Genomic DNA, 23,822 nt, shown 5'->3' on the forward strand with positions numbered 1-23,822 from the left:
TGCCCTGCTTCGCACGCCGACCGCAAATCCACCACCCCTACGGGTGAACCCCGATTTTCGACCCCAAATGCCCATCCCGTGACCTGGAGCAGGGAAGATGTCCCGCATGACAAAGGCGACAGAAGTGACCGGGGACCTTTCGCCGGGTGTCATCCCCCGCAGCCCGATCGCGAAGACGAGGCTGTTCTTCAAACTCCATTGGCACCGCGGCGCGCCGGGACAGGCGACGCCGGACTGGGTGCTGAAGTTCTGCTACTCGATGTGGCTGGCCGCGTTCGCCTTCAAACTGGTGGGCTCGTCCTGGGACATGTCGTGGCATTTCATGTGGCTGCGGGACGACCTCGCCCCGCCGCACCTGATCAACACCGTCGGCACGGTGATCATCATGGTGCTGGTGGCGATCCACTCCTACACCGGCTTGGGCGCCGACCGGCGTTCGCTGCGGCTGATGCAGTTCGGGCTCGTGGTGTTCCTCATCGCGGCGCCGCTGGACGTCATCAACCACCGCGTCAACGGTCTCGACCTGACCGCGTGGAGCCCGTCGCACATGATGCTCTACATCGGAACGGGCATCATGCAGGCCGGCGTGATCATGGGCTGGCTGAAGTACGCCAAGCCCGGCCGGACGCGCACCGGTGTCCTGATCGGACTGTGGGCGTTCTTCCTGGAGAACACGTTCTTCCCGAACGGCCAGCAGGAGTACGGCATCCTCGGCCTGCGCGCCTGGGAACGCGGCGCGCCCGAGGCCGAGCCCGAACTGCTGAACTTCGCCGCCAACCAGATCGGGCATCCGGTCGACAAGGTGGCCGTCGAGTACTTCACGATGCCGATCGCCGACTGGGTCTACCCGCTGTGGGGCATCGCCGTGATGGCGCTGATCTTCGCGCTGGCGCGGCACACCACCGGCTTCCGCTGGGCCGGGACGACGGTCGCCGCCGTCTACCTCGGCTACCGGCTGGTGATGTGGCCGCTGCTGCTCGGGATGGGTTTCCCGATCTCGGTCGTGCCGTTCTACCTGCTCGCCGTCGGCCTCGCGGTCGACCTGGCGTTCCGCATCGGACGGGATCATCGGATGCTGACGGCGGGCGTCGGCGCGCTGCTGGTGACGGCGTTCGGTTACGGGATGCTGTGGGTGCAGTCGCAGTTCCGGCCGTGGATCCTCGGCGACGCGCATACGGAGTCGGCGCCGCCGGTGGCGTACTGGACGGCCGCGGTCTGCCTGGTCGGGGTCGGCGTGCTGTGGGCCGCCGCCGGGCCGGGGACGCGGGCGGTGAACTCGCTGCTGGAGAAGCGGCGCGGTCGCGCGGGGCTTCCGGCCGCCTGACGCTCAGGCGACGGCGCAGCAGGCCCGCACCAGGTCCGATTCGGCCATGACTCCTCGAACACGCTCTGAGTACGTGAAGGCCCCCTTCATTGCGTCTAGCGCAGTGAAGGGGGCCTTCACGTACTTGAGGCAACGCGTTCAGAGGACTAAACGCGAGCCGAGCGGTCAGGAGAGCTTGTTGCCCGCCGAACCCAGCGACTGAGCGGCCTCGACGATGCGCGCGGCCATGCCCGCCTCGGCGGCCTTCAGGTAGCTACGCGGGTCGTAGACCTTCTTGTTGCCGACCTCGCCGTCGATCTTCAGGACGCCGTCGTAGTTCTTGAAGAAGTGCTCCGCGATCGGGCGCGTGAAGGCGTACTGCGTGTCCGTGTCGACGTTCATCTTCACGACGCCGTAGGACACCGCCTCGCGGATCTCCTCCGGCAGCGAGCCGGAACCGCCGTGGAAGACCAGCTCGAACGGCTTCGAACCGGCCGGGAGGCCGAGCTTCTTCGACGCCGCCTCCTGGCCGCCCTTGAGCACGTCCGGGCGCAGCTTCACGTTGCCGGGCTTGTAGACGCCGTGCACGTTGCCGAAGGTCGCGGCCAGCAGGTAGCGGCCGTTCTCGCCGGAGCCGAGCGCGTCGATCGTCTTCAGGAAGTCGCCCTCGGCGGTGTACAGCTTCTCGTTGATCTCGGCCTCGACGCCGTCTTCCTCGCCACCGACGACGCCGATCTCGACCTCGAGGATGATGTTCGCGGCCGCGGCCTTGGCGAGCAGTTCCTGCGCGATCTCGAGGTTCTCGTCGAGGTCGATCGCGGAGCCGTCCCACATGTGGCTCTGGAACAGCGGCAGCTGACCGTTCTTGACCCGCTCCGCCGAGATCTCGATCAGCGGGCGGACGAAGCCGTCGAGCTTGTCCTTCGGGCAGTGGTCGGTGTGCAGCGCGACGTTCACGTCGTACTTGGCGGCGACGACCTGGGCGAACTCGGCGAGCGCGACCGAACCGGTCACCATGTCCTTGACCTTCTGGCCGGACGCGAACTCCGCACCGCCGGTGGAGAACTGGATGATCCCGTCGCTCTCCGCCTCGGCGAACCCGCGGATGGCGGCGTTCAGGGTCTCCGACGAGGTCACGTTGATGGCCGGGTAGGCGAATTCGTTCGCCTTCGCCCGGTCGAGCATCTCCGCGTAGACCTCGGGGGTGGCGATGGGCATCGTTTACTCCTCCTCGAAGCAGGCTGGTGCACCTCTCGGCCGCATCGTACGAGGTCGGCCGGGAGGTGCCTACAGCCGTCGCGTCAGAGAAGGACGGCGGCGAGCGCGCGGTAGACCGGCAGGGGGTCCTGGTTCAGTACCTGGATGTTCACGTGGTCCGCCCCGGCCTCGATGTGCGCGGTGACCCCGCGGGCGACCGTCTCGGCGTCGCCGTGCACGGCCAGCGCGTCGATCAGCTTGTCGCTGCCCTGACCGGTCAGGTCCTCGTCGGTGAAACCGAGTTTCCGCAGGGAGTTCGTGTAGTTGACCAGGCCGAGGTAGAACCCGACACCGCCTCGTCCGATCTCGCGGGCCTTCACCGGATCGGCTTCGAGGACGACCTTCTGCTCGGGCGCGAGCAGCGGTCCTTCGCCGAGGATCTCGCGCGCCTGGCGCGTGTGCTCGGGGGTCATCAGGTACGGATGGGCTCCCGCTGTGCGGTCTCCTGCGAGTTTGATCACCTTCGGACCGAGAGCGGCGAGCGCGCGGCCTTCGACGGGCACACCGGCCTCGTCGAGAGCATCGAGATACTCCACCAGCGCGGTGTACGGCTTCTTGAACTCCGCGGTGTGCTCGCGGTGCCCGGCGCCGACGCCGAGCAGGAAGCGGCCCGGGTGCTTCGCCTCGATGCGCTTGTACGACGCGGCGACAGTCGCCGCGTCGTCCTTCCAGATGTTGACGATGCCGGTGGCGACCTTGATCGTCTTCGTGGCGTCGAGGAGCTCCTCCGCCTTCGCGAGGTCGCCATCCGGTGAGCCACCGAGCCAGATGGCGCCGTAGCCGAGCTCCTCCAGCTCACGGGCGAGCTCCGGGGTGAACACACTTTCGTGTTGCCAGATGCCGATCCTGCCGAGTTCGATTCCCATGCTCCGAGCTAACACCACCTCTCACCGATGTCTTCCCTTATGTTCGAAGCATGGCGAAAATCGGGAACACCGACCTCGACGTCCGGGGGATCAACCTCGGCGGGAACGTCTTCGGCTGGACAGCGGACGAGCAGCAGTCCTTCGCCGTCCTCGACGCGTACACGGCGGCCGGCGGCAACTTCATCGACAGCGCCGACCTCTATTCGGGCGGCGGATCCGAAACGATCATCGGCAACTGGCTGGCCCGGCGCGGACGTCGCGACGACGTCGTCATCGCGACCAAGACCGGTATGTGGGAGCAGCGGAAGGGGCTGTCGGCGGCGAACATCGCGGCGGCGGCCGAGGACTCGCTGCGACGGCTGCAGGTCGACCACATCGACCTCTACTACGCGCACATCGACGATCCGGAGACCCCGATCGAGGAGACGCTGCGGGCCTTCGACGCGCTCGTGCGCGCGGGCAAGGTCCGCCACATCGCGGCGTCGAACTACTCGGCGGGACGACTGAGCGAGGCACTGTCCATTTCGGACAGTGAGGGCCTGGCGAAGTTCGCCGCTCTGCAGCCGCACTACAACCTCGTCGAGCGGGACTACGAACGCGATCTGGCGCCGACGGTCGAACGCGAAGGCCTGACCATCCTGCCGTATTTCGCGCTGGCGAAGGGTTTCCTGGCCGGGAAGTACCGTTCAAAGGAGAACCTCGGCGACAGCCCGCGCGCCGCTCGCGCTTCGTCCTATTTGGACGAACGTGGCGAGCGGGTCCTCTCGGCGCTCGACGAGATCGCGGCTTCCCATGGCGTCCCGGTCGCGACTGTTTCGCTGGCGTGGCTGTTCGCGCAGCCGACGGTCACCGCGCCCATCGCGAGCGCCCGCTCGGTCGAGCAGCTGAACGACCTCCTGCCCGCGGCCGACCTCTCGCTCACCACCGAGGAGGTGGACGCCCTCACCGCCGCCTCCCACTGAACGCGGACTTACTTGCGGGTAGCTTACTCCGGGTAGGTTGGGGTAACGTCCGAAAGCCTTAGGGCTCGGACGAGGAGGCAACGTGGCCAGGAACAGCGTGAACGGCAAGGTCGTCCTGATCACCGGCGCCGCGAGGGGCATCGGCGCGGGACTCGCTGAGCGCCTGGCCGCGCAGGGCGCGAAGGTCGCCTTGGTCGGCATCGAAGCCAAGGAACAGCAGGCCGTCGCCGACAAGATCGGCGCGAGCGCCCACGCCTGGGAAGCCGACGTCACCAGTTGGGACGACCTTGAGCGGGCCACCGCCGGCGTCGTCGAGCACTTCGGCGGGATCGACATCGTCATCGCGAACGCCGGCATCGCGACCTCCGGTTTCGTCCGGTCGGTGGATCCGGCCGCCTTCGAGAAGGTCATCGAGGTCGACCTACTGGGCGTCTGGCGCACCTTCCGCGTCACCCTTCCGCATGTCATCGACCGCAAGGGCTACCTGCTCGCGATCTCGTCGCTGGCCGCGATCACCCACGCGCCCGGCATGGCGAACTACGCCGCCGCGAAGGCGGGCGTCGAGGCGTTCTCCAACAGCCTCCGCGCCGAAGTCGCCCACCTCGGCGTGAAGGTCGGCGTCGCGCACCCCACCTGGATCCGCACCGACCTCGTCGAGAGCGCCGACAAGCACCCGGTCTTCGGCAAGCTCCGCACCGGCATGCCCGGCCTGCTCGGCAAGACCTACCCGCTGTCCGTCGCGCTCGACCACCTCCAGGCCGGGGTCAACAAACGCGCCCGCACCGTGCACGTGCCGCGCTGGGTCGGCGGGCTCAAGCTGATCCGCGCGTTCCTGCCGCCCATCATCGAGATCGGCGCGAAGGGCCGGATCAAGAAGGCCGACGCCGCCGCGCTCATGGACATCAAGGAGCGCGGCGCGTACGAATCTTCGATAACCGGTCAAGCAGGCCGGGCCGCCACGAAGAAGGGCTGATCCGTATGTCGCGTCGCGACCAGATCCGCATGACACCCGACGAGCTCACCGCGTACCTCGACGGGCAGAAGGTCATCAACGTCGCGACGATCGGCCCCAACGGCCGCCCGCATCTCGCGCCGCTCTGGTACTACCCGCACGAGTCGGGCATCGCGACCTGGACCTACGGCACGTCCCAGAAGGCGAAGAACCTGGAACGCGACCCGCGCGCCACGGTGCTCATCGAGGACGGCGAAAGCTACGACAAGCTCCGCGGGATCTCCCTCGAAGCCGACGTCGAGGTCATCACGGATACGGCCGCGGTCACCCAGATGGGTATCAACCTCATGCAGCGGTACGCGGGCGCGAAACCGGGCGACCCGGTTCCCGCCGAGCTCGCCGGGTTCATCGGCAAGCAGGCCCCGAAGCGAATCGGGCTGATCTTCACGCCGACGAAGATCGTCAGCTGGGATCACTCGAAGCTCGGCGGAACATACTGACAGCAGGCGGAGCTGGGACGTACTCCGCCCAGCGACCAAACGGCGAACCCGCCTCGGCCGAAGGCCCCGCTATCGCGGGGGCGGGGCGCCCTCTGCGCCGTGGCGACGTCGATGACCAGGCCGCGCCCTGCCGACGTCGATCGCGGTCGCGGGTTCCGATTGGATACTGACGAGTAAGTCGTACTAGAAAGTAACTGTTACTTCAGGTAACGTCATCCGCGCAGGAAGCCTCGACGCGGAGGGCGTAGCAGATGACCGAGCGATTCAAGGTCGTGATCGTGGGCACCGGGTTTTCCGGGCTCGGCCAGGCCATCCAGCTGGAGAAGGCCGGGATCACCGACTACGTGATCCTGGAGAAGGCGGACGAAGTCGGCGGTACGTGGCGGGACAACTCGTACCCCGGCTGCGCCTGCGACGTGCAGTCCCACATGTACTCGTTCTCCTACGAGCAGAACCCGGACTGGTCGCGGTCGTTCTCGCCCGCACCGGAGATCTTCCGGTACCTGAAGGACGTCACCGACAAGTACCGGCTGCGGCGCAAGATCCGGTTCGGCGTCGAACTCACCGGCGCGACCTGGGACGACGCCGCCCGACTCTGGCACGTCCAGACCAAGTCGGGTGAGATCGAAGCCCAGTTCGTCGTCTCGGGTGTCGGCGGCCTGCACATCCCGCAGGTGCCCCAGCTGCCCGGGATCGAGAAGTTCAAGGGCCAGACCTGGCATTCCGCGCAGTGGAACCACGAGTACGACCTGCGCGGCAAGAAGGTCGCCGTGGTCGGCACCGGCGCGAGCGCGGTGCAGTTCGTCCCGCGGATCGCCCCCGAAGTCGCCGAGCTGACGCTGTTCCAGCGCACGCCGCCGTGGATCATGCCGAAGCCCGACCACGCGATGCCGGGCTGGGCCAAGACCGCGTTCCGCCGGATTCCCGGTGTGCAAAGGCTTTACCGCAACGCGCTGTACTGGTTCCTCGAAGTGCGCGCCGTCGGCTTCAACGGCCACCCCGCGATCATGAAGGCGGGCGAGGTGATCGCGAAGCGCCACATCGGCAAGGGCGTCAAGGATCCCAAACTGCGCAAGAAGGTCACCCCGGACTACACCATGGGCTGCAAGCGGGTGCTGATCTCCAATGACTACTACCCGGCGCTCGGCCGGTCCAATGTGGACGTCAACACCGACGGCGTGCGCGAGGTCAAGGCACACAGCGTCGTCGACGGGAACGGCGTCGAGCACGAGGTCGACGCGATCGTCTACGGCACCGGCTTCAAGGTCACGGATGCCTTGGAGTACCTGGACATCACCGGGATCGACGGCCGCGACCTCGCCAAGGAATGGGCCGCCGAGGGCATGCACACGCACAAGGGCATCAGCGTGTCCGGCTTCCCCAACCTGTTCTTCCTCCTCGGCCCGAACACCGCGCTGGGCCACAACTCCGTGGTGTTCATGATCGAATCGCAGGCGCGTTACGTCGTCGACGCGATCAAGCTCGCCGATTCGCGGGGTGCCGCCGCGCTCGACGTCCGCACCGGCGTGCAGGAGAAGTTCCAGCGCGAGATCCAGGACAAGCTCGTCAAGGGCGTGTGGACCCAGGGCGGCTGCAAGAGCTGGTACCTCGACGCGAAGGGCGTCAACCGGACGATCTGGCCCGGGTTCACCTGGCGCTACTGGCTGGAGACCCGCAAGGTCGACCCGAGCGACTACGAGCTCAGCGGGAGGGCGTCGTGACCGCACAGCACGAGGACCACGAGCAGATCGTCCTGCACGCGCGGGACGTCGAGTTCGACTGGGCGTCGCTGCCGATGCACTGGATCCCCGGCGAACCGCAGGCGACGCACACGATCAACGTGCTGCATCTGGCGCTGCCGGAGGGCGAACGCTGGTTCGTCGAGGTGTTCAAGCAGGCCGTGCCGCTGATCCGCGACGAGCGGCTCAAGGAGGACGTCCTCGGCTTCATCGGCCAGGAGGCCATGCACGCCGAGGCGCACGACGGCGCCGCCGAACACCTCGAAGCGGCCGGTGTGCACGTGCGGCCGTACATCGCGCAGATGGAGTGGATGTTCCGCCGCCTGCTCGGCGACCGCGACCCGTCCTCAAAACGACACGAGTCCGCCAAGCGGCGCGAGGAATGGCTGATCGAACGGCTCGCCGTCATCGCCGCGATCGAGCACTACACCGCCTTCCTCGGCCAGTGGATCCTCGACGCCGAAGCGCTCGACAAGGCCGGCGCCCATCCGACGATGCTGGATCTGCTGCGCTGGCACGGCGCCGAAGAGGTCGAGCACCGTTCGGTGGCCTTCGATCTGTTCATGCATCTCGACGGCCGCTACGGCCGCCGCGTGCGCAGCATGCTCGTCGTGACGCCGGTGCTCGCCTGGGTCTTCCTGCGGGGCACCAGGTTCCTCATGAAGAACGACCCGACGCGGCCGGGCAAGACCAGGTTCCGGACCTATCTTCGGGTGGCGAAGCTCGGGCTTCTGCCTTCGGGCAGGCAGCTACGGCACGAACTGCTGCCGTACTTCCGGAAGTCCTATCACCCCACCGAAACCGGCAACACCGATCAGGCCGTCGCGTACCTCGCGAGCTCCCCGGCCGCGCTGGCCGCCGACGAACCACAGTGACGCCGCCGACGCGCCCGCTGCGGCTCGACGGCAGCGGGCGGACCGACCGCGCGATGGCGTCGCTGACCGGGGTCGTCGCGCTGTACCGCAGGCTCAGCGGCGTGAGCGGACGCCGCCGCCCGCCGGCGGCCGCCGTCGACCGAGATCTCCCGCTGGTCGTCGACGATCTCCGCGTCGAGGCCGAAGGTGTCGTCAGTCTCAAGCTGGTGCACGAACACGGAGAACCGCTGCCCCGGTGGCGGCCCGGCGCGCACGTCGACCTCTCGCCGCGGCCGGGGCTGGTCCGCCAGTACTCCCTGTGCGGCGACCCGGACGACCGCTCGGCCTACCGCGTCGGCGTCCGGCTGCTCGGCGAGGGATCGACGGCGGTGCACGCCTTGAAGAAGGGCGCGCGGATCACCGGACGCGGCCCGCGCAACGCGTTCCCGTTCGTCGCGAGCCCGGCCTACCTGTTCGTCGCGGGCGGCATCGGGATCACGCCGATCCTGCCGATGGTGCGGCGCGCGGTCGCCGCCGGCGCGGACTGGCGGCTCGTCTACACCGGCCGTGACGAGGCTTCGATGCCATTTCTGGATGAATTGTCCGAATTCGGGGACCGTGTCTGGATCCGTCCGGACACGGGCTACGGGATTCCCGCGTCGGGCGCGGAACTGCTCGAAGGGGCAGAGAAGAGTGCCCCGATTTACTGCTGCGGCCCGGTTCCGATGATCGTCGGGGTCCGGACGGACGCGGCGCTTCGCGGTTCGGGACCGGTGTTCTTCGAACGGTTCTCGACACCGCCGATCGTCGGCGGCAAGCCGTTCCGCGTCGAACTGGCCCGCAGCGGCCGGACGCTGGACGTGCCCGCCGACCGGACGACGCTCGACGTCCTGCGCGAAACCGTGCCCGGGATCGCTTATTCGTGCCGCCAGGGGTTCTGCGGTACCTGTGAGCTGCCGACGGTGACCGGCGACCGCGTCCGGGTCTGCGTCGAACGCGGGCCGGTCACCCTCGACCTCTGAGCCGTCAGGCTTCTTTGGGCAGCCAGGCGCCGATGACCGGCTTGAACTCGCGGACGGTTCGCTCCGCGACGACACCTTCCAGGTGGTACGGGTCCCGGTTGATGACGTCGAGCAGCGCCGTCTCGTCCGCCGCCTGGTAGAGCGAGATGCCGCCGGAGCCGTCGCCCAGCGGTCCGCCGAGCGCGACAACACCCTGTTCGGCGAGGTCGGAGAGGAATTTCCGGTGCCGGGGACGCACGTCCTCCAGCTTTTCCTGCACGTACCGGATCTCCACCAGGAACCAGGCCATCGACGTCTCCAAGATCGCTGCGAACGGGTCGGTGGTAGACGTTATCCGAACCGGAAAGGCGTTCTCAGGATCCGATCAGGCAGGAGTCCCGCCCCACCCGATACGCTGACCGAGCGCCAGGCACAGGTTGTGCTTCAAAGGGGTAAATGAACAGGTAGGGGTACATGCTCGAGGGCAATGCGGAACGCAGTGTCGAGGCGACCCTCGGCCACTTGCGCACCATGGACGGACCGGTCACGCCACCGCCGCCTGCGGCACCGCTGACCCTTGAGGATCTCTATCGCCAGCACCGGATGCGACTCGTCCGGCTGGCCATCCTGCTCGTGGACGAACCGGCCACCGCCGAGGACGTCGTCCAGGAGGCCTTCACCGGGCTGCACCGCAACTGGGGACGCCTGCGCGACGCCGCCGCGGCCGTCGGCTACCTGCGCACCGCCGTGGTCAACGGATCACGCAGCGTGCTGCGCCGCCGCAAGACCGCTCGCGAGTACGTCGCGCCCCACGCCGTCAACGCGCGTTCGGCCGAAAGCCTCGCCATGCTGTCGAGTGAACATCAGGCCGTTGTGAGCGCTTTGTCCAAACTGCCCCCTCGCCAGCGCGAAGTCCTGGTGCTCCGTTACTACGGTGGGCTGAGTGAGGCCGAGATTTCCGAGGCCGCCGGTATTTCGAAAGGTACCGTGAAGTCAACCGCCAGCCGGGCACTCGAAGCACTGCAGAAAGCGATGCAGTCACCGAACTGATGCTCGGCCTTCATCTCGAGCGCTGGGTTGTGCCGCCATGCTTGGTCCAGACCAATATATGCTGGGGGGCGTGAGAGGCGCCGGAGATTTCGTGATCGTGGGCGGCCGGGTAGTCGCCCCGGACCGTGTACTCGACGACGGCTGGCTGGCTATCGCCGGCGGCAAGATCGTCCAAGTCGGGTCCGGGACACCCCCGGACATCGACAGTGCCGACTACGTCGATGTCGCCGGGTGCCTGGTCGTACCCGGCTTCATCGACACCCACTGCCATGGCGGTGGAGGCGGGTCGTTCTCCAGCGGGAACCCCGAAGAGCTGTTCCGCGCGGTCCGCGCGCATCGGCGGCACGGGACCACGACCATGCTCGGCAGTCTGGTCTCGGACCCCATCCCGGTGCTCAGGGATCAGATCGCGGCACTGCGTGAGCTGGTCCAAGAGGGTGAACTTGCCGGAATTCACCTCGAAGGACCCTTCATCTCGAAAGCCCGTTGCGGAGCGCACGACCCGGCGACGTTGATCGAGCCGGACACGGCGACGGTCAACGCGCTGCTCGGCGCGGGCCGCGGCGACATCCGGATGGTCACCCTCGCCCCCGAACTGCACGGCGGGGTCAAGGCCGTTCGGCAACTGGCCGAATCGGGCGTCATCGCCGCGATCGGGCACACCGACGGCGTCGAGGACCAGATCATCCCCGCGATCGACGCGGGCGCTTCGGTCGCGACGCACCTCTTCAACGCCATGCGGCCCCTCCACCATCGCGAGCCGGGCCCGATCGGCGCCCTCCTCGACGACGAGCGGGTCACCGTCGAGCTGATCTGCGACCTCGTCCACGTGCACCCGACCGTGCTCAGGCTGGCCGCGCACCACGCGGGCAAGGGCCGGACGGTGCTCATCACCGACGCGATGTCGGCCACCGACGCCGCCGACGGCAGCTACATCCTCGGCCGCCTGGAGGTCGACGTCCGTGACGGCGTCGCCACGCTGGCCGGGAACGGCTCGCTGGCGGGAAGCACGCTGACCATGGACGCGGCCTTCCGCAACCTCGTCCGCGGCGCGGGCATCGACCTGCTCGACGCCGTCCGCGCGACCTCCGGCCGACCTGCCGAACTGCTCGGCATCGCCGACCGGACAGGCTCGCTGCGCGCCGGGCTCGCGGCGGACCTCGTCGTGCTCGACCGCGACCTGCGTCCGGCCAAGGTGCTTCGCCAGGGTGAATGGGTCAAGGACGAGGCTGCGGCTACATTGAGCGCCACGGCCCCGCTGAGCGGCGCGGTCGAAGGCGGTGTGTCGGTCAGCGACGGGTAGCGGCGAAGGGAGTCCGGATGAGCGAGCCCAAGGACCCGGAAAAACTCCTGGCGGACGCCCTGCGCGCTCAAGCCGTCTTCGCCCCTTCGGCGGAGCGGATCTCCGAGGCATCCGCGGAGAAGCCCGTCGAACCCGACACGCAGGGCAATTCGGATACTCAGGGTAATTCGGACACCGACGAGGTTTCCGCCGTCCCCCAGCCCACGCCGGGGGAAAACGAGCTGCCGCTGCAGTACGGGCTGCTTTCCGGCGCCGGCGCCGACTCGCTCGAACGGGAGCGCGTCGCGCTGGAGGACGCGGAAACGGCCCGGCTGGCAGAGCGTCCGACACCGCCTCCGGCACCTTCGCCCGGCAACACCCCGCTGCCCGCGTACTGGGTGTTGGTGCTGGCTGTACTGCTGGGACTGGCCGCCGGTTCGGTCATCGGGTTGCTCACGCTGATCTGAGTCGGCCTCTCCCGTCGGGTTAAGGCACGCTGCGTCACCCTGTACCGTTTTGGTGTGATCCTGGCGCAGAACACCGTGACGACGATGGGCCTCCTGCCGGAGTGGCTGGACCCGAAGATCCTGCTGAGCGGGCTGACCGTCCCGGTCATCACCATCCTCTGCTTGATCATCTTCATCGAGAGCAGTGTCTTCCCGGTTCTGCCCGGCGACTCCCTGCTGTTCACCGCGGGCCTGCTGATCGCCAACGGCTCGATCGAGGCTCCGCTCTGGCTGGTGTGCGTTCTGGTCACCCTCGCCGCGCTGATCGGCAACCTCCTCGGCTACGGCCTCGGCTGGAAGATCGGGCCCTGGCTGTTCCGGAAGCCGGATTCCAAGTTCTTCAACAAGAAGTACGTCGACCAGACCCACGCCTTCCTGGAGAAGCACGGGCCGAAGGCGGTCGTGATGGCGCGGTTCGTGCCGTTCGTGCGGACGTTCATCACCTGGATCGCCGGCATCGGCAAGATGGACCCGAAGAAGTACTTCACCTACACCGTCATCGGCGGCATCCTGTGGGCCGCCGGGATCACCGCGCTCGGATACCTGCTCGGCGGGGTCACCTTCATCGAGAAGAACATCGACGCGATCTTCGTCCTGATCGTGCTGATCTCGGTGGTGCCGATCGTGATCGAGTACCTCAAGGCGCGCCGCGAGAAGAAGCACGAAGCCGCCGCTCCGGCCCCGGACATGGACGCGACGCAGCAGATCCCGCGCGTGCGCGACTGACCCTTCCGCGACATCGAGCCGGACGAAACGGCGAACTCGCGCTCAAGCACGCGAGTCACGTCTCTGAGCACGCGAGTTCCGGCTCCAATCACGCGAGTTCCGTGTTCAGTCACGCGAGTTCCGCGCCTGATCACGCGAGTCACGTCGAGCCGCAGCTAGAGGGAGAACATCGAGTCCGGGTTGAAGAGGTTCCCCGGGTCGAGGGCCTGCTTGATCTGGCGATGCACGCGAAGGCCGACCTCGCCGATCTCCTTGGCGAGCCACTCGCGCTTGATCCTGCCGATGCCGTGCTCGCCGGTGACGGTCCCGCCCAGCGACAGGGCGACCTCCAGAATCGCGTCGAAAGCCGTCCGCGCGCGAGCGAACTCCTCCTCGGAATCCGGTGCGTAGACGATCGTCGGGTGCATGTTGCCGTCGCCGGCGTGGCCCACGACGGCGATCCGCAGCCCCACTTCCTCGCTGATGCGCTCGCAGCCGGCGATCAGCTCGGCGATCCGGGTGCGCGGCACGCAGACGTCGTCGGTCAGCCAGACGCCGTACAGTTCCAGCGCGGTGAGCACGACCCGCCGCGCCTGGAGGAGCATCTTGCCTTCTTCGAGATCTTCAGTGGCGTACGCCAGATCCGCGCCGCAATCGACGCAGATCTGTTCCAGCGCCGCGAGTTCCCGCCGCGCGACCTCGCCGCCGGAGTCGGATTGCGCCAGTAGCAAGGCCTTGCAGTCCGCGCTCGTGCCGAGGTCGGTCTTCAGATAGGCCTCGGCGGCCTTGATCGACGTCGCGTCCATGATCTCCAGCAGCGACGGCACCAGCCCCTCGCGGACGACCCTCGCGACGGCTTCACCGGCGGCCTCCGTGCTGTTGAAAGCGGCGACGAGAGTGGAAGGCAACTGTGGCAACGGTTTCAGCGCGACCGTCGCCTGCGTGATCACGCCGAGCGTGCCCTCGCTGCCGACGAAGAGCCGCGCGAGGTCGTAGCCCGCGACACCCTTCACCGTGCGGCGCCCGGTCTTCAGCAGCGACCCGTCGGCGAGCACGACTTCCAGTCCCAGCACGGAATCCGTGGTGACGCCGTACTTCACGCAGCACAGTCCGCCCGCGTTGGTGGACAGGTTGCCGCCGATGGTGCACCAGTCGTAGCTCGACGGGTCCGGCGGATAGAACAGGCCGTGCTTCTCCACCGCGTCGCGGAAGTCGAGGTTCACCACGCCGGGCTGCACGACGGCGAGCCGGTTGCCTTCGTCGATCTCGACGACCTGGTCGAGTTTGGTCAGCACCAGCACGACGCAGCCGTCGATCGCGTTCGCGGCGCCGGACAGACCACTGCCGGCGCCGCGGGGCACGATCGGCACCTCGAACTCCGCGCAGGCCTTGACCACGGCCTGCACCCCTTCGACATCGGACGGCAGCACCACCGCGAGGGGTTTGCCGCTGGCGGCCAGCGGCATCATGTCGCGCGAGTACGCGTCCGTGACGTCGGTGTCGGTGAGCACCGCGGCCTCGCCGAGGTGTTCACGGAGCCGGGTGACCAGGGCATGGTTGCTCATACCCTCATCGTAAGCTCCATTAGATCCGCACTGCGGAACTTTTTTTCCGATCGAGCAGAACGAACGCTTGAACACCTGTATAGACGAGCACGGCGACACCCGCCCATGCGGTGACGTGCACCCCCTGGGTGAAGGCCTCACGAGCCGATTCCAGGAGCGCCTGCCCGGCGACAGGGTCGAGCTGCTGCGCTGTCGCGACGGCGCCGCCGAGCGTGTCCCGCGCGGACTCGGCCGTGCCCTCCGGCAGGCCGGACCGGTAGACCGCGGTCGCGACACTGCCCAGGATCGCGGTGCCGAGCGCGCCACCCAGCTCGAACCCGGTCTCGGAGATCGCCGACGCGGCCCCGGCCCGCTCGGCCGGGGCGGCCGAGATGACCAGGTCGTTCGTCAGCGTCTCCGACAGGGCGACACCGCCGCCGAGCAGCGTGAACGACACCACGACGTACGCGAGCCCGCCGCCGGAAGACACCTGGGTCAGCGCCAGGAACCCGACCGCGCCGATCAGCAGGCCGACGCTGACCAGGACGGACACCCGGATCCGCTTCGCGAGCCAGGCCGCGAGGAGCGCGCCGGCGATACCGGCGACCGTCGCCGGGAGCATCCACAGCGCGGCGACGACCGGGGTCAGCCCGAGCACCAGCTGCAGGTACTGCGGCACCAGGAACAGCAGGCCGACCATGGCGAACACGCCGAGCATGTTCGTCACGACGGAGCCGCTGAAGGCCCGGTTCGAGAACAGTTTCAGGTCGAGCATCGGCTCGTCGAGGCGGTTCTGCCTACGGACGAACGCGAAGCCGAGCGCAAGACCGATCAGGACGCTGATGGCGGCCTTCACCGTGAAGCCGTGTTCGGCGACCAGCTTGATGCCGTAGACCACCGGCAGCATCGCGGCCAGGGACAGCAGCGCCGACAACGGGTCGAAGCGGCCCGGCTTCGGGTCACGCGCCTCCGGCAGCACGAACGGTCCGACGATCAGCAGCACCAGCATCACCGGGACGTTGATGAGGAACACCGAACCCCACCAGAAGTGCTCCAGCAGCCAGCCGCCGAGCACCGGCCCGAGCGCCATGCCGCCGGAGAACCCGGCGCTCCACACCGCGATCGCGGTCCGGCGCTGCTTCGGGTCGGTGAAGATGCTGCGGATCAGCGACAGTGTCGACGGCATCAGCGTCGCGCCACCCACCCCGAGCAGCGCCCGGGCGATGATCAGCATGAACGCGCTGGTCGAGAAGGCCGCGAGCACCGACGCGGCGCCGAACGCCGCGGCACCTATGAGCAGCAGCTTGCGGCGGCCGATGCGGTCGCCGAGCGTGCCCATCAGGACCAGCAAGCCCGCCAGCATGAACGAGTAGATGTCGACGATCCACAACTGCTCCGCACCGGTGGGTGCCAGATCCTCGGACAGGAACGGCAGCGCGAACCCGAGCACTGTCATGTCCACGCTGATCAGCAGCACCGGAAGCACCAGTACCGCCAACGCCCACCACTGCTTGCGCCCCGCCATGGCGCACTCTCCTCATTTAGGTAAACCGTCTGGACGGTACAGTTACCGCCTCGTTCGAAACTAAACCGTCCAGACGGTATAGTCAACCGATATGGCGAAGCCCACCGCGAAGGAACGCATCCTCGACTCGTACGAGGAGATCCTCATCGAACAAGGCCCCGGCGGGGTCACCCTCGATGCCGTCGCCGCGCACGCCGGGGTCTCGAAGGGTGGCCTGCTCTACCACTTCGGCTCCAAGGAAGCCCTGGTCGACGGCCTGATGGACCGGCTCGCCACCTTGTCGGACGCGGACCTCGAACAGGCACAGAGCGCACCCGAAGGCATCGTCTCCTGGTACCTGCGCACCGCCATCACCGACGTGACCCAGCGCAAGCCGCTGCACCGCACGACCATGGCGACGATCCGGATCATGCTCAACGAACCGCGGGTCGCCGAGGTCGTGCAGATCTACAACCAGAAGGTCCACGACCTGATCAGCGAGCAAGTCGGCGACCCGCTGACCGCCGAACTGGTCATCCTGGTCGGCGACGGCCTCTACCTGCGGGCAGCGCTCGGCCGGGACGACGCGAGCCCCCTGCTCGACCGGATCGACGAGATCAAGGCCCGCATCCAGCGCTGACCCCCTCCCCGGGCTACATCCGCAGGCCGTAGACGCGCTCGATCGGGATGGTCAGCAGGACGCGCTGGTCGGCGACCATGGCGTCCCGGAACTCGTCCCAGTCCGGATGCTCGCCCCGGGCCCGCCGGTAGTGGTCCACCAGCGCCTCGACGGTCGCGTCATCGCTCGAAGCGGCTGTCGGCGTGAGCACGGCCGGGCCCTCGACGACGACGTAGCCGTTGCCGCTCTCGGTCGAGACGTGGAACGTCGCCCGCGGGTCGCGCAGGAGGTTCTTGGTCTTGGCGCGCGGCGCGGTGATCGAGATCAGGATCGCGCCGGCGTCCGCGTCGTAGAGGTAGTTGACGGTCGAAAGCTGAGGCCTGCCGTCACGCTTGATGGTGGCGAGGGTGCCGAAGTTGTGGCCGGCGAGGATCGCGTAGAGCGCGGAGTCGGTCATGACTTCATCAAAGCGCGGCCGGTCCGGCTTGTTCCGCGACGACCAAAAGGCCTGCTCAGCGCCTCAAGACGGGCGAACCGGACAAACATGCACGAATAAATGTGCTTGCATGCGGCAACTAAAGTGTCATCAGACACACCCGGTCACTTTCTCCTTGCGAAGCTCCTCCAAGAGGAACATTCTTGCTCAAGGCAACTAGTTGCAGTGACCAAGCAACCGGCGAGAGAGACCACCATGACACCCACGACACCCGGCACCAGGTCGAAGGCCGACCTCGATCTGGCCGACACCCTCGGGCACGAGCTCGTGCGGCTCGTGCGCCTGGTCAACCGGGCCAAGTCCCAGGTGTCCAAGCAGGGGCCGGACGGCATCGAGCGGGCCGCGTACGCGATCCTCTTCTGCCTCATCCACGTCGGGCCCCAGCGCACCAGCAAACTCGCCGAGTTCCTGCACTCCGAGATCTCGACGATCAGCAGGCAGTCGAGCTCTCTCGTCCAGCACGGGCTGGTCGAGCGCCTGGCCGACCCCGAAGACGGCCGCGCCTGCCTGCTCGCACCGACCGCCGAAGGACTCCGGGTCTTCGAGGAGAACCGCAAGCAACGGAACCAGTGGCTCGCCGAGGTACTCGGCGACTGGTCCGACGCCGACCGGGAAACCCTCAACTCACTGTTCCGACGGCTGAACAACGACATCGAACAAACATCTCCACAGTTCGCCGATCCCGCATCGGCGTCGAAGGCCAAGGGGGCCTGAACAATGAGTTCCGCAGTAGAAAGTCCACCAGTCGCCCATGAAGACGGGCCCCGGCTCAGTCACCGTCAGATCGTCACGATCCTGATCGGCCTGATGTCGGGCATGTTCCTGGCGGCGCTCGACCAGACGATCGTGGGCACCTCGATCGTCCGTATCGCGAACGACCTCAACGGGTTCGACCTGCAGGCCTGGATCACCACGGCCTACCTGATCACCTCGACGATCGTCACCCCGATCTACGGCAAGCTGTCCGACATCTACGGGCGCAAACCGTTCTACATCGCGGCGATTTCGATCTTCCTCGTCGGTTCGATCGCTTCGGCGTTCGCGACGTCGATGTACGAACTGGCCGCGTTCCGCGCGATCCAGGGCCTCGGCGCCGGTGGTCTGATGTCGCTGGCGATGACGATCATGGGCGACATCGTGCCGCCGCGGGAACGCGCCCGCTACCAGGGCTACTTCCTCGCCGTGTTCGGTATCTCCACCGTGCTCGGCCCGGTGCTCGGCGGGTTCTTCGCCGACTTCGACAAGCTCGGCAGCGTGTTCGGCTACGACATCGCCGGCTGGCGCTGGGTCTTCCTGATCAACGTGCCGATCGCGATCGTCGCGCTGTTCGTCGTCGCCCGCGTGCTCAACGTGCCGCACCAGCGCCACGACCACAAGATCGACTGGTGGGGCGGGCTCGCGCTCGTCGTCGCCGTGGTGCCGTTCCTGATCGTCGCGGAGCAGGGCAACAAGTGGGGCTGGGGCTCGCAGAGCGCGATCATCTGCTACGCCATCGGCGCCATCGGCGTGGTGGCCTTCATCTTCATCGAGAAGCTCATGAAGGACGCGGCACTGATCCCGCTGCGGCTGTTCAAGAACTCGACCTTCACGGTCGCGATCGTCGGCGGCATCATCGTCGGTGTCGCGATGTTCGGCGCGATCATGATGATCCCGCAGTACATGCAGGTGGTTCAGGGTTACTCGCCGACCGTTTCGGGTCTGCTGATGATCCCGCTGATGGCGGGCATCATGAGCGGTTCGATCATCTCGGGCCAGATCACCAGCAAGACCGGCCGCTACAAGGTGTTCCCGGTGGTCGGCACGCTGCTGATCGCGGCGGGCGCGTTCTTCTTCGCGCAGGTCGAGTACAACAGCGAGCTGTGGCACCCGCTGGTCGCGGCCGCGATCATCGGCCTCGGCCTCGGTGCCTGCATGCAGACGCTGATCATCGCGGTGCAGAACGCGGGCCCGCGCAGCGACATGGGCGTCTCGACCGCGTCGGCGACGTTCTTCCGGCAGATCGGTGGTACCGCGGGTGTCGCGGTGTTCCTGACGATCCTGTTCAACGTCCTGCCGGGCAACATCACCAAGGCGTTCGGCGGCAACCCGCCCAGCGGGCCCGGTGCGGCGGCGCTCGGCGACATCCAGTCGAACACGAGCGGTATCGCGAGCCTGCCCGAGGCCATCAAGACCCCGGTGCTGATCGGCTTCACCGAGTCGATCACGACGGTGTTCTACGTGGCGGGCGCTGTCGCGCTGCTGGCGACGCTGGTCCTGATGTTCATGAAGGAGATCCCGCTTCTCGGCGGCTCGACCCCTTCGGCGGCCTCGGCTCTCGAAGGCGGCGAAGCACTTCTCGAAGAGGAGGCGGCTGCGCCCGTCGAGACGGCCTCCGAGAAGACCGTCGTGACCGCGCCTGTCGAACCCGGCAAACACGCGATGACCAACGGGAACGGCAACGGCGTCTATCGGGCGGGATCCGCGCAGATCAGTGGACACGTCCGCCGGGATGACGCGACCAACGTCTCCGGTGCGGCGCTGACCCTGATCGACCACAACGGCAATCAGGTGGCCAGGACCCACACGAACGACAACGGCGTGTACTCCTTCGCCGGCATCGTGGGCGGGCGGTACACGATCGTCGCCAGCGGTCGCTGGTTCCGGCCGGTCGCGGCGACGCTGACCGCGAGCGGCGCCGGGGTGCTGCGCCACGACGTCGAACTGGTCAGCACGATCCTGCTGAGCGGGGTCGCCCGCACCGACGGGGACCGGATCGTGCCGGACGCGCGGATCACCGTGCTCGACTCCTCGGGCGGCGTCGCCGCCGTGGCGAGGACCGACGCGGAGGGCAACTACACGGTCAGTGACCTGCCCGCCGGGACCTACACGGTGATCGCGAGCGGCTACCCGCCGGCCACCAGCCGGCTGGACCTGCTCGGCGGTGACGGGGCATTCGGTTATGAGACACAGCACGACGTCCGGCTGAGCTACGACCAGGCGCTCGACGAACTCGTCGAACACTAGGCCCAAGTGTTATGAACGGGACTTTCATCGCAAAATTTGCGATGAAAGTCCCGTTCATAACATCTGTGGGGCGCGTGACCGGACCTCCGAAGACACCCCGATTCCACCGTTCGGTGAAGTGCGGTTCGCCGAGTACACGTAGGCTCGCGGCGTGAGTGAGGTGTACACCGAGGCCGCGAGCATCGGCGTGGGCTGGCTCGACACCGCCGGACCCGTGCTCGTCTGGGTGATCGTGCTGAGCTTCATCTTCGTGGAGTGCGCGCTGATCATCGGGCTTTTCCTGCCCGGCGACTCCCTGCTGTTCGCGGCCGGGGTCGTCCTCGCGCAGCACGGCTCCGACCTGAACGCGTGGCTGCTCTCGGCCGCCGCGCTGCTCGTCGCGATTCTCGGCAACCAGGTGGGCTATTACATCGGCCGGGGCACGGGCACGAAGCTGATCGCGCGACGTGGCGGCAAGGTGCTGAGCAGGCACAATCTCGAACGCGCCAGGGCGTTCCTGGACCGGCGGGGTTTCTTCGCCATCGTCGCCGCGCGCTGGATCCCGTGGATCCGCACGCTGGCGCCGCTCATCGCGGGGGCCGCACGGATGGATCCGCGCCGGTTCGCGCTCGCGACGGCGCTCGGCGGGCTCCTCTGGGTGCCGACGCTGGTGCTGCTCGGCTACTACGGCGCCGGTCTGCTGGACGAGCTGCCGTGGGTGAAGACGGCGGCGCTGTGGATCAGCATCGCGTTCTTCGTGGTGGGCACGGCCTACGGCGTGATCCGCTATCGCCAGGAGATGCGGCGCCCGGCCGAAGAGACCGAAGAGAGCACCACTTAGACCTCGGGATCCGCCCAGATCTCCAGCTGGATGCCGTCCGGGTCACGGAAAACGATGACCGAGGAGCCTTCCAAGGTCCGCGATCCCTTCGACGGCGTGTAGACGACTCCGTACTCCGAGAGCCGCGCTTCCCACTCCGCCAGTTCCGACCGCGAAGAGACCTTGAACGCCACGTGGTCCAGACCGGTCCGCCGTTCGTCGAACGGCGGCCGCTCGGTGTCCTGGTGCTCGACGAGAACCACCGCGAAACCTTCGCTCGGCGACCTGAGCACGACCTTCCGCAGACCCGTTTCCGGGTCTTCGCGACGTGTGAACTCCTCGAGTTCGAGGACGCGGGCGTACCAGGGCACGCTCCGGTCCACATCGGTCACGGTGAGTGCCAGGTGGTGCACAGACATGAGCTTGGACATCGGGGATGACCGTCCTGATCAAGAAGCTTGGGGGCGCCACCAGGGTGACACAGGCGCCTGGGGCCACGAGGTGATCCACCGACTTCCCACATGAATCGTGATATCCACCGGGAAAGAGTGTTAAAAAGTGGCTGAACCGCACGCGGACCCGATATCGCCTCGTGACCGCCTCGTGGCCCCGGGTGTCAACGTCCTCCGCCGACGGTCAGCACCGTCCCGGTGGTGTACGACGCGGCCGGGGAGAGCAGCCACAGCACGGCTTCCGCGACTTCGCCGGGTTCACCCGCCCGCCCCATCGGGATGGTCGGGGCGATCCGGTCCATGCGATCCGGCATCCCGGCCGCCGCGTGCAGTCCGGTGTGGATCATCCCCGGAGCGACCGCGTTGACCCGGACGGACTCTTTCGCGACTTCCTGTGCCACGCCGTAGGTCATCGTTTCGACCGCCGCCTTGGTGCCCGCGTAATGGACCCATTCACCGGGCGAACCGGTGCGCGCGGCGGTGGAGGACAGCGTCACGATCGAGCCGCCCTCGCCGCCGTACCGGGTGGACATCCGGCGGATGCCCTCGCGGACGCACAGGAAGACGCCGGTGACGTTGACGTCCACCACGCGACGGACGACGTCGACCTCGTACTCGTCGAAGCGGCCTGGGGTGTTGCCGGTGATGGCCGCGTTCGCGACCACCCCGGCGAGCGGGCCGAGCTCGACGGCGGCGTCGAACAGGGCCACGACGTCGTCCTCGGACGCGACGTCCCCGCGCTGGGTGATCGCTCGGACGCCGTGCTTCCGGGCGCGCGAAGCGACGTCTTCGGCCGCTTCGGCGTCACCCGCGTAGTTGACGACGACGTCGTGACCGCGCGCGGCGGCCAGTTCGCAGACCGCCGCGCCGATGCCCTTGCTGCCGCCCGTGACGACGATGACCCCGGTCATATGGCGAAGTTGACCAGCGGGAGGTTCTCGAGGACCAGGTCGGCCCGGTCGCTGGTGGACGCGATCAGATCGGCGTTGCGCTGGTCGGAACCGAGCGCGCGGCGACGCGCTTCGACCAGCGAACGGCCGTAGCGGCGGTGCCGCGAAACGAGCCGCTCGATGCGCTCGGGTTCGTCCGGCGCGAGGAACCACGATTCGGCGAGGATCGGCTTCACGCCGCTCCACGGGTCGTCCTGCATGAGCAGGTAGTTCCCCTCGGTGATGACCAGTGGGACGTCCGGCGTGACCGCGACGGCACCGGCGATCGGCTCCTCGATCTCACGGCGGAACTCGGGCGCGTAGACCGTCTCGCGGCCTTCGGCGAGCCTTCGCAGCAGGTGCACGTACCCGGCCGCGTCGAAGGTGTCCGGCGCGCCCTTGCGCTCCACCCGCCCGAGGCGCTGCAGCTCCACCTGCGCGAGGTGGAAGCCGTCCATCCCGACCACGGCCGCCCTCGTGCCCAGCGCCTTCGCGAGGCCCCAGGCGAGCGTCGTCTTGCCGGACGCGGGGGCGCCGACGATCCCGAGCACACTGCGCTGTCCCGGCTTCGCCAGCGTCTGTGCCCTGCTCAACAGGTCTTCGAACACCGGAGGCATGTCAGTCATGACAGTCCTTCTCTCCTCTTCGCGACCGCGGCCGTCCACGACCTCGGTCCTTCATGCCGCACCCGTTCGGCGGCCACCTCGTTGGCGAACGCGATCCAGCCCGGGACATCCCCGATACCCCTGGCGACCGCGTACGCGAAAGCTCCGTGCCAGACGTCGCCCGCTCCCAGCGTGTCACGCGCTGGGGTGACGGGGACGGGGATGGCACCGGATCCGTCCGCCGTCGACCAGCGGACCGGTTCGGGGCCGGCGGTCGTGATGACCACCGGCACGCCGTGCTCGCGGGGGTCGTCACCGCGGTAGAGCGAGGAGCACGCGGCGATGTCGACCAGCGGCAGGAGTTCGGGGAAGTCCGGCTTCCAGCTTCCGGCGTCGAGCACCACCGGCACCTTCCGCTCCCGCGCCCAGCGCGCCGTGTACAGGGCGACCTCCGGATGGTGCCCGTCCAGGAGCACGCACCCGGGCATTTCGTCCTCTGAACGCGGTAGTCGCGCGTGCAACGACCGCATCGAGAGGACGGAACGCGAGGAAGCGTGGGCGTTGCGCGAAACGACGGTGCGTTCGCCGTCGGAGTCACGGACGACGATGGCGCTGATCGCGGGCGGATCGGGCCGCTCGGGATCGAGGTCGACCAGGTCGACGCCGTGCGCTTCGAGGTCCGCGCGGGCCAGTGCCGCCAGCGGATGCGCACCGGCGACCGTCAGCAACGTCGCCCCGGCGCCGAGCGCGGCCACGGTCACCGCCGCGTTCGTCGCCGGCCCCCCGGCGGCGACGTCCATCGACAGCGAACGCACCTTCTCGCCCGGCGCCGGTATCTCGGCGACGCGCTGAATCTGGTCGACGGTGCACAGGCCCGCCAGCAGCACTCTCACT

Annotated in this window: 25 protein-coding genes; 15 read left to right on the forward strand and 10 right to left on the reverse strand. The window is 67.8% G+C overall.

What is annotated here, in order from left to right; all coding sequences use genetic code 11:
* Positions 1–106: 106 nt before the first annotated feature.
* Complete coding sequence (locus ACZ6YV_RS02585) at positions 107–1,324, forward strand: hypothetical protein (RefSeq protein WP_465507975.1); 1,218 nt, start codon at positions 107–109, stop codon at positions 1,322–1,324.
* Between the two features lie 165 nt (positions 1,325–1,489).
* Here the strand turns inward: ACZ6YV_RS02585 and fbaA are convergent, their stop codons facing one another.
* Entirely contained in the window at positions 1,490–2,521 is a 1,032-nt protein-coding gene (fbaA, locus tag ACZ6YV_RS02590) for a class II fructose-bisphosphate aldolase (protein ID WP_378236838.1), read from the reverse strand.
* 83 nt (positions 2,522–2,604) lie between these two features.
* Positions 2,605–3,426, reverse strand: coding sequence for an LLM class F420-dependent oxidoreductase (locus tag ACZ6YV_RS02595; protein WP_465507976.1), 822 nt, complete (start codon positions 3,424–3,426; stop codon positions 2,605–2,607).
* A gap of 50 nt (positions 3,427–3,476) precedes the next feature.
* On the opposite strand from ACZ6YV_RS02595, the gene ACZ6YV_RS02600 reads away from it, so the two are divergent.
* The 6 genes from ACZ6YV_RS02600 (at position 3,477) to ACZ6YV_RS02625 (ending at position 9,455) form a co-directional block, all read left to right on the forward strand.
* Positions 3,477–4,388, forward strand: a complete 912-nt coding sequence (locus ACZ6YV_RS02600) for an aldo/keto reductase (RefSeq protein ID WP_465507977.1) — start codon at positions 3,477–3,479, stop codon at positions 4,386–4,388.
* A gap of 82 nt (positions 4,389–4,470) precedes the next feature.
* Positions 4,471–5,361, forward strand: a complete 891-nt coding sequence (locus tag ACZ6YV_RS02605) for an SDR family oxidoreductase (protein WP_465507978.1) — start codon at positions 4,471–4,473, stop codon at positions 5,359–5,361.
* A gap of 5 nt (positions 5,362–5,366) precedes the next feature.
* Entirely contained in the window at positions 5,367–5,840 is a 474-nt protein-coding gene (locus ACZ6YV_RS02610) for a pyridoxamine 5'-phosphate oxidase family protein (RefSeq protein ID WP_465507979.1), read from the forward strand.
* Between the two features lie 251 nt (positions 5,841–6,091).
* A complete protein-coding gene (locus ACZ6YV_RS02615) occupies positions 6,092–7,561 on the forward strand; it encodes a flavin-containing monooxygenase (RefSeq protein WP_465507980.1) in 1,470 nt (489 codons plus the stop codon).
* Positions 7,558–8,454, forward strand: a complete 897-nt coding sequence (locus ACZ6YV_RS02620; protein WP_465507981.1) for a metal-dependent hydrolase — start codon at positions 7,558–7,560, stop codon at positions 8,452–8,454. Before ACZ6YV_RS02615 ends, ACZ6YV_RS02620 begins: the two co-directional genes overlap by 4 nt.
* On the forward strand, positions 8,451–9,455 hold the full coding sequence (locus tag ACZ6YV_RS02625; protein WP_465507982.1) for a PDR/VanB family oxidoreductase: 1,005 nt from the start codon (positions 8,451–8,453) through the stop codon (positions 9,453–9,455). Before ACZ6YV_RS02620 ends, ACZ6YV_RS02625 begins: the two co-directional genes overlap by 4 nt.
* A gap of 4 nt (positions 9,456–9,459) precedes the next feature.
* Here the strand turns inward: ACZ6YV_RS02625 and ACZ6YV_RS02630 are convergent, their stop codons facing one another.
* Complete coding sequence (locus ACZ6YV_RS02630; protein ID WP_465507983.1) at positions 9,460–9,744, reverse strand: YciI family protein; 285 nt, start codon at positions 9,742–9,744, stop codon at positions 9,460–9,462.
* A 164-nt stretch (positions 9,745–9,908) separates the two neighbouring features.
* On the opposite strand from ACZ6YV_RS02630, the gene ACZ6YV_RS02635 reads away from it, so the two are divergent.
* The 4 genes from ACZ6YV_RS02635 (at position 9,909) to ACZ6YV_RS02650 (ending at position 12,998) form a co-directional block, all read left to right on the forward strand.
* Positions 9,909–10,484 (forward strand): SigE family RNA polymerase sigma factor, encoded by a 576-nt coding sequence (locus ACZ6YV_RS02635; protein ID WP_007032484.1) that lies wholly within the window; start codon positions 9,909–9,911, stop codon positions 10,482–10,484.
* A 91-nt stretch (positions 10,485–10,575) separates the two neighbouring features.
* Positions 10,576–11,787, forward strand: a complete 1,212-nt coding sequence (gene nagA, locus ACZ6YV_RS02640) for an N-acetylglucosamine-6-phosphate deacetylase (protein ID WP_465508511.1) — start codon at positions 10,576–10,578, stop codon at positions 11,785–11,787.
* Positions 11,788–11,804: 17 nt separating this feature from the next.
* The gene (locus tag ACZ6YV_RS02645) at positions 11,805–12,233 is read left to right on the forward strand and encodes a hypothetical protein (RefSeq protein ID WP_465507984.1); all 429 of its coding nucleotides are present in this window, start codon (positions 11,805–11,807) and stop codon (positions 12,231–12,233) included.
* Positions 12,234–12,287: 54 nt separating this feature from the next.
* A complete protein-coding gene (locus ACZ6YV_RS02650; protein WP_465507985.1) occupies positions 12,288–12,998 on the forward strand; it encodes a DedA family protein in 711 nt (236 codons plus the stop codon).
* 155 nt (positions 12,999–13,153) lie between these two features.
* Here ACZ6YV_RS02650 and ACZ6YV_RS02655 read toward each other — a convergent pair whose 3' ends face one another.
* Positions 13,154–14,542 carry an FAD-binding oxidoreductase gene (locus tag ACZ6YV_RS02655; protein ID WP_465507986.1) on the reverse strand — a complete coding sequence of 463 codons (1,389 nt, stop codon included), beginning with the start codon at positions 14,540–14,542 and terminating at the stop codon, positions 13,154–13,156.
* Positions 14,543–14,561: 19 nt separating this feature from the next.
* Entirely contained in the window at positions 14,562–16,046 is a 1,485-nt protein-coding gene (locus ACZ6YV_RS02660) for an MFS transporter (RefSeq protein ID WP_465507987.1), read from the reverse strand.
* A gap of 91 nt (positions 16,047–16,137) precedes the next feature.
* On the opposite strand from ACZ6YV_RS02660, the gene ACZ6YV_RS02665 reads away from it, so the two are divergent.
* Positions 16,138–16,665, forward strand: a complete 528-nt coding sequence (locus tag ACZ6YV_RS02665) for a TetR/AcrR family transcriptional regulator (protein ID WP_465507988.1) — start codon at positions 16,138–16,140, stop codon at positions 16,663–16,665.
* Positions 16,666–16,678: 13 nt separating this feature from the next.
* On the opposite strand, the gene ACZ6YV_RS02670 is transcribed toward ACZ6YV_RS02665, so the two are convergent.
* Positions 16,679–17,101, reverse strand: a complete 423-nt coding sequence (locus ACZ6YV_RS02670; protein WP_465507989.1) for a PPOX class F420-dependent oxidoreductase — start codon at positions 17,099–17,101, stop codon at positions 16,679–16,681.
* Positions 17,102–17,335: 234 nt separating this feature from the next.
* Between ACZ6YV_RS02670 and ACZ6YV_RS02675 the strand changes: the two genes are divergently transcribed.
* From ACZ6YV_RS02675 to ACZ6YV_RS02685, 3 genes are all read left to right on the forward strand, one after another.
* Positions 17,336–17,854 (forward strand): MarR family winged helix-turn-helix transcriptional regulator, encoded by a 519-nt coding sequence (locus tag ACZ6YV_RS02675; RefSeq protein ID WP_378236822.1) that lies wholly within the window; start codon positions 17,336–17,338, stop codon positions 17,852–17,854.
* 3 nt (positions 17,855–17,857) lie between these two features.
* Positions 17,858–20,143, forward strand: a complete 2,286-nt coding sequence (locus tag ACZ6YV_RS02680; protein WP_465507990.1) for an MFS transporter — start codon at positions 17,858–17,860, stop codon at positions 20,141–20,143.
* 151 nt (positions 20,144–20,294) lie between these two features.
* Positions 20,295–20,963, forward strand: a complete 669-nt coding sequence (locus tag ACZ6YV_RS02685; RefSeq protein WP_465507991.1) for a DedA family protein — start codon at positions 20,295–20,297, stop codon at positions 20,961–20,963.
* Here the strand turns inward: ACZ6YV_RS02685 and ACZ6YV_RS02690 are convergent.
* The 4 genes from ACZ6YV_RS02690 to ACZ6YV_RS02705 form a co-directional block, all read right to left on the reverse strand.
* Positions 20,960–21,373, reverse strand: a complete 414-nt coding sequence (locus tag ACZ6YV_RS02690) for a VOC family protein (RefSeq protein WP_465507992.1) — start codon at positions 21,371–21,373, stop codon at positions 20,960–20,962. The genes ACZ6YV_RS02685 and ACZ6YV_RS02690 overlap by 4 nt on opposite strands.
* Positions 21,374–21,558: 185 nt before the next feature.
* Positions 21,559–22,305 (reverse strand): SDR family oxidoreductase, encoded by a 747-nt coding sequence (locus ACZ6YV_RS02695; protein ID WP_465507993.1) that lies wholly within the window; start codon positions 22,303–22,305, stop codon positions 21,559–21,561.
* Positions 22,302–22,949, reverse strand: a complete 648-nt coding sequence (locus tag ACZ6YV_RS02700) for a nucleoside/nucleotide kinase family protein (protein WP_378236817.1) — start codon at positions 22,947–22,949, stop codon at positions 22,302–22,304. Before ACZ6YV_RS02700 ends, ACZ6YV_RS02695 begins: the two co-directional genes overlap by 4 nt.
* Positions 22,946–23,815 (reverse strand): PfkB family carbohydrate kinase, encoded by an 870-nt coding sequence (locus ACZ6YV_RS02705; RefSeq protein ID WP_465508512.1) that lies wholly within the window; start codon positions 23,813–23,815, stop codon positions 22,946–22,948. The genes ACZ6YV_RS02700 and ACZ6YV_RS02705 overlap by 4 nt, the downstream gene beginning before the upstream one ends.
* Positions 23,816–23,822: the final 7 nt, after the last annotated feature.

This window comes from Amycolatopsis sp. NPDC102522 (genome assembly GCF_055584485.1).

Bases quoted from the DNA above. Each gene is read 5' to 3' on its own strand.
- ACZ6YV_RS02585 (WP_465507975.1), top strand. From the start codon at position 107: ATGACAAAGGCGACAGAAGTGACCGGGGACCTTTCGCCGGGTGTCATC.
- fbaA (WP_378236838.1), bottom strand. From the start codon at position 2,521: ATGCCCATCGCCACCCCCGAGGTCTACGCGGAGATGCTCGACCGGGCG.
- ACZ6YV_RS02595 (WP_465507976.1), bottom strand. From the start codon at position 3,426: ATGGGAATCGAACTCGGCAGGATCGGCATCTGGCAACACGAAAGTGTG.
- ACZ6YV_RS02600 (WP_465507977.1), top strand. From the start codon at position 3,477: ATGGCGAAAATCGGGAACACCGACCTCGACGTCCGGGGGATCAACCTC.
- ACZ6YV_RS02610 (WP_465507979.1), top strand. From the start codon at position 5,367: ATGTCGCGTCGCGACCAGATCCGCATGACACCCGACGAGCTCACCGCG.
- ACZ6YV_RS02615 (WP_465507980.1), top strand. From the start codon at position 6,092: ATGACCGAGCGATTCAAGGTCGTGATCGTGGGCACCGGGTTTTCCGGG.
- ACZ6YV_RS02630 (WP_465507983.1), bottom strand. From the start codon at position 9,744: ATGGCCTGGTTCCTGGTGGAGATCCGGTACGTGCAGGAAAAGCTGGAG.
- ACZ6YV_RS02635 (WP_007032484.1), top strand. From the start codon at position 9,909: ATGCTCGAGGGCAATGCGGAACGCAGTGTCGAGGCGACCCTCGGCCAC.
- ACZ6YV_RS02645 (WP_465507984.1), top strand. From the start codon at position 11,805: ATGAGCGAGCCCAAGGACCCGGAAAAACTCCTGGCGGACGCCCTGCGC.
- ACZ6YV_RS02655 (WP_465507986.1), bottom strand. From the start codon at position 14,542: ATGAGCAACCATGCCCTGGTCACCCGGCTCCGTGAACACCTCGGCGAG.
- ACZ6YV_RS02660 (WP_465507987.1), bottom strand. From the start codon at position 16,046: ATGGCGGGGCGCAAGCAGTGGTGGGCGTTGGCGGTACTGGTGCTTCCG.
- ACZ6YV_RS02665 (WP_465507988.1), top strand. From the start codon at position 16,138: ATGGCGAAGCCCACCGCGAAGGAACGCATCCTCGACTCGTACGAGGAG.
- ACZ6YV_RS02670 (WP_465507989.1), bottom strand. From the start codon at position 17,101: ATGACCGACTCCGCGCTCTACGCGATCCTCGCCGGCCACAACTTCGGC.
- ACZ6YV_RS02675 (WP_378236822.1), top strand. From the start codon at position 17,336: ATGACACCCACGACACCCGGCACCAGGTCGAAGGCCGACCTCGATCTG.
- ACZ6YV_RS02680 (WP_465507990.1), top strand. From the start codon at position 17,858: ATGAGTTCCGCAGTAGAAAGTCCACCAGTCGCCCATGAAGACGGGCCC.
- ACZ6YV_RS02690 (WP_465507992.1), bottom strand. From the start codon at position 21,373: ATGTCCAAGCTCATGTCTGTGCACCACCTGGCACTCACCGTGACCGAT.
- ACZ6YV_RS02695 (WP_465507993.1), bottom strand. From the start codon at position 22,305: ATGACCGGGGTCATCGTCGTCACGGGCGGCAGCAAGGGCATCGGCGCG.
- ACZ6YV_RS02700 (WP_378236817.1), bottom strand. From the start codon at position 22,949: ATGACTGACATGCCTCCGGTGTTCGAAGACCTGTTGAGCAGGGCACAG.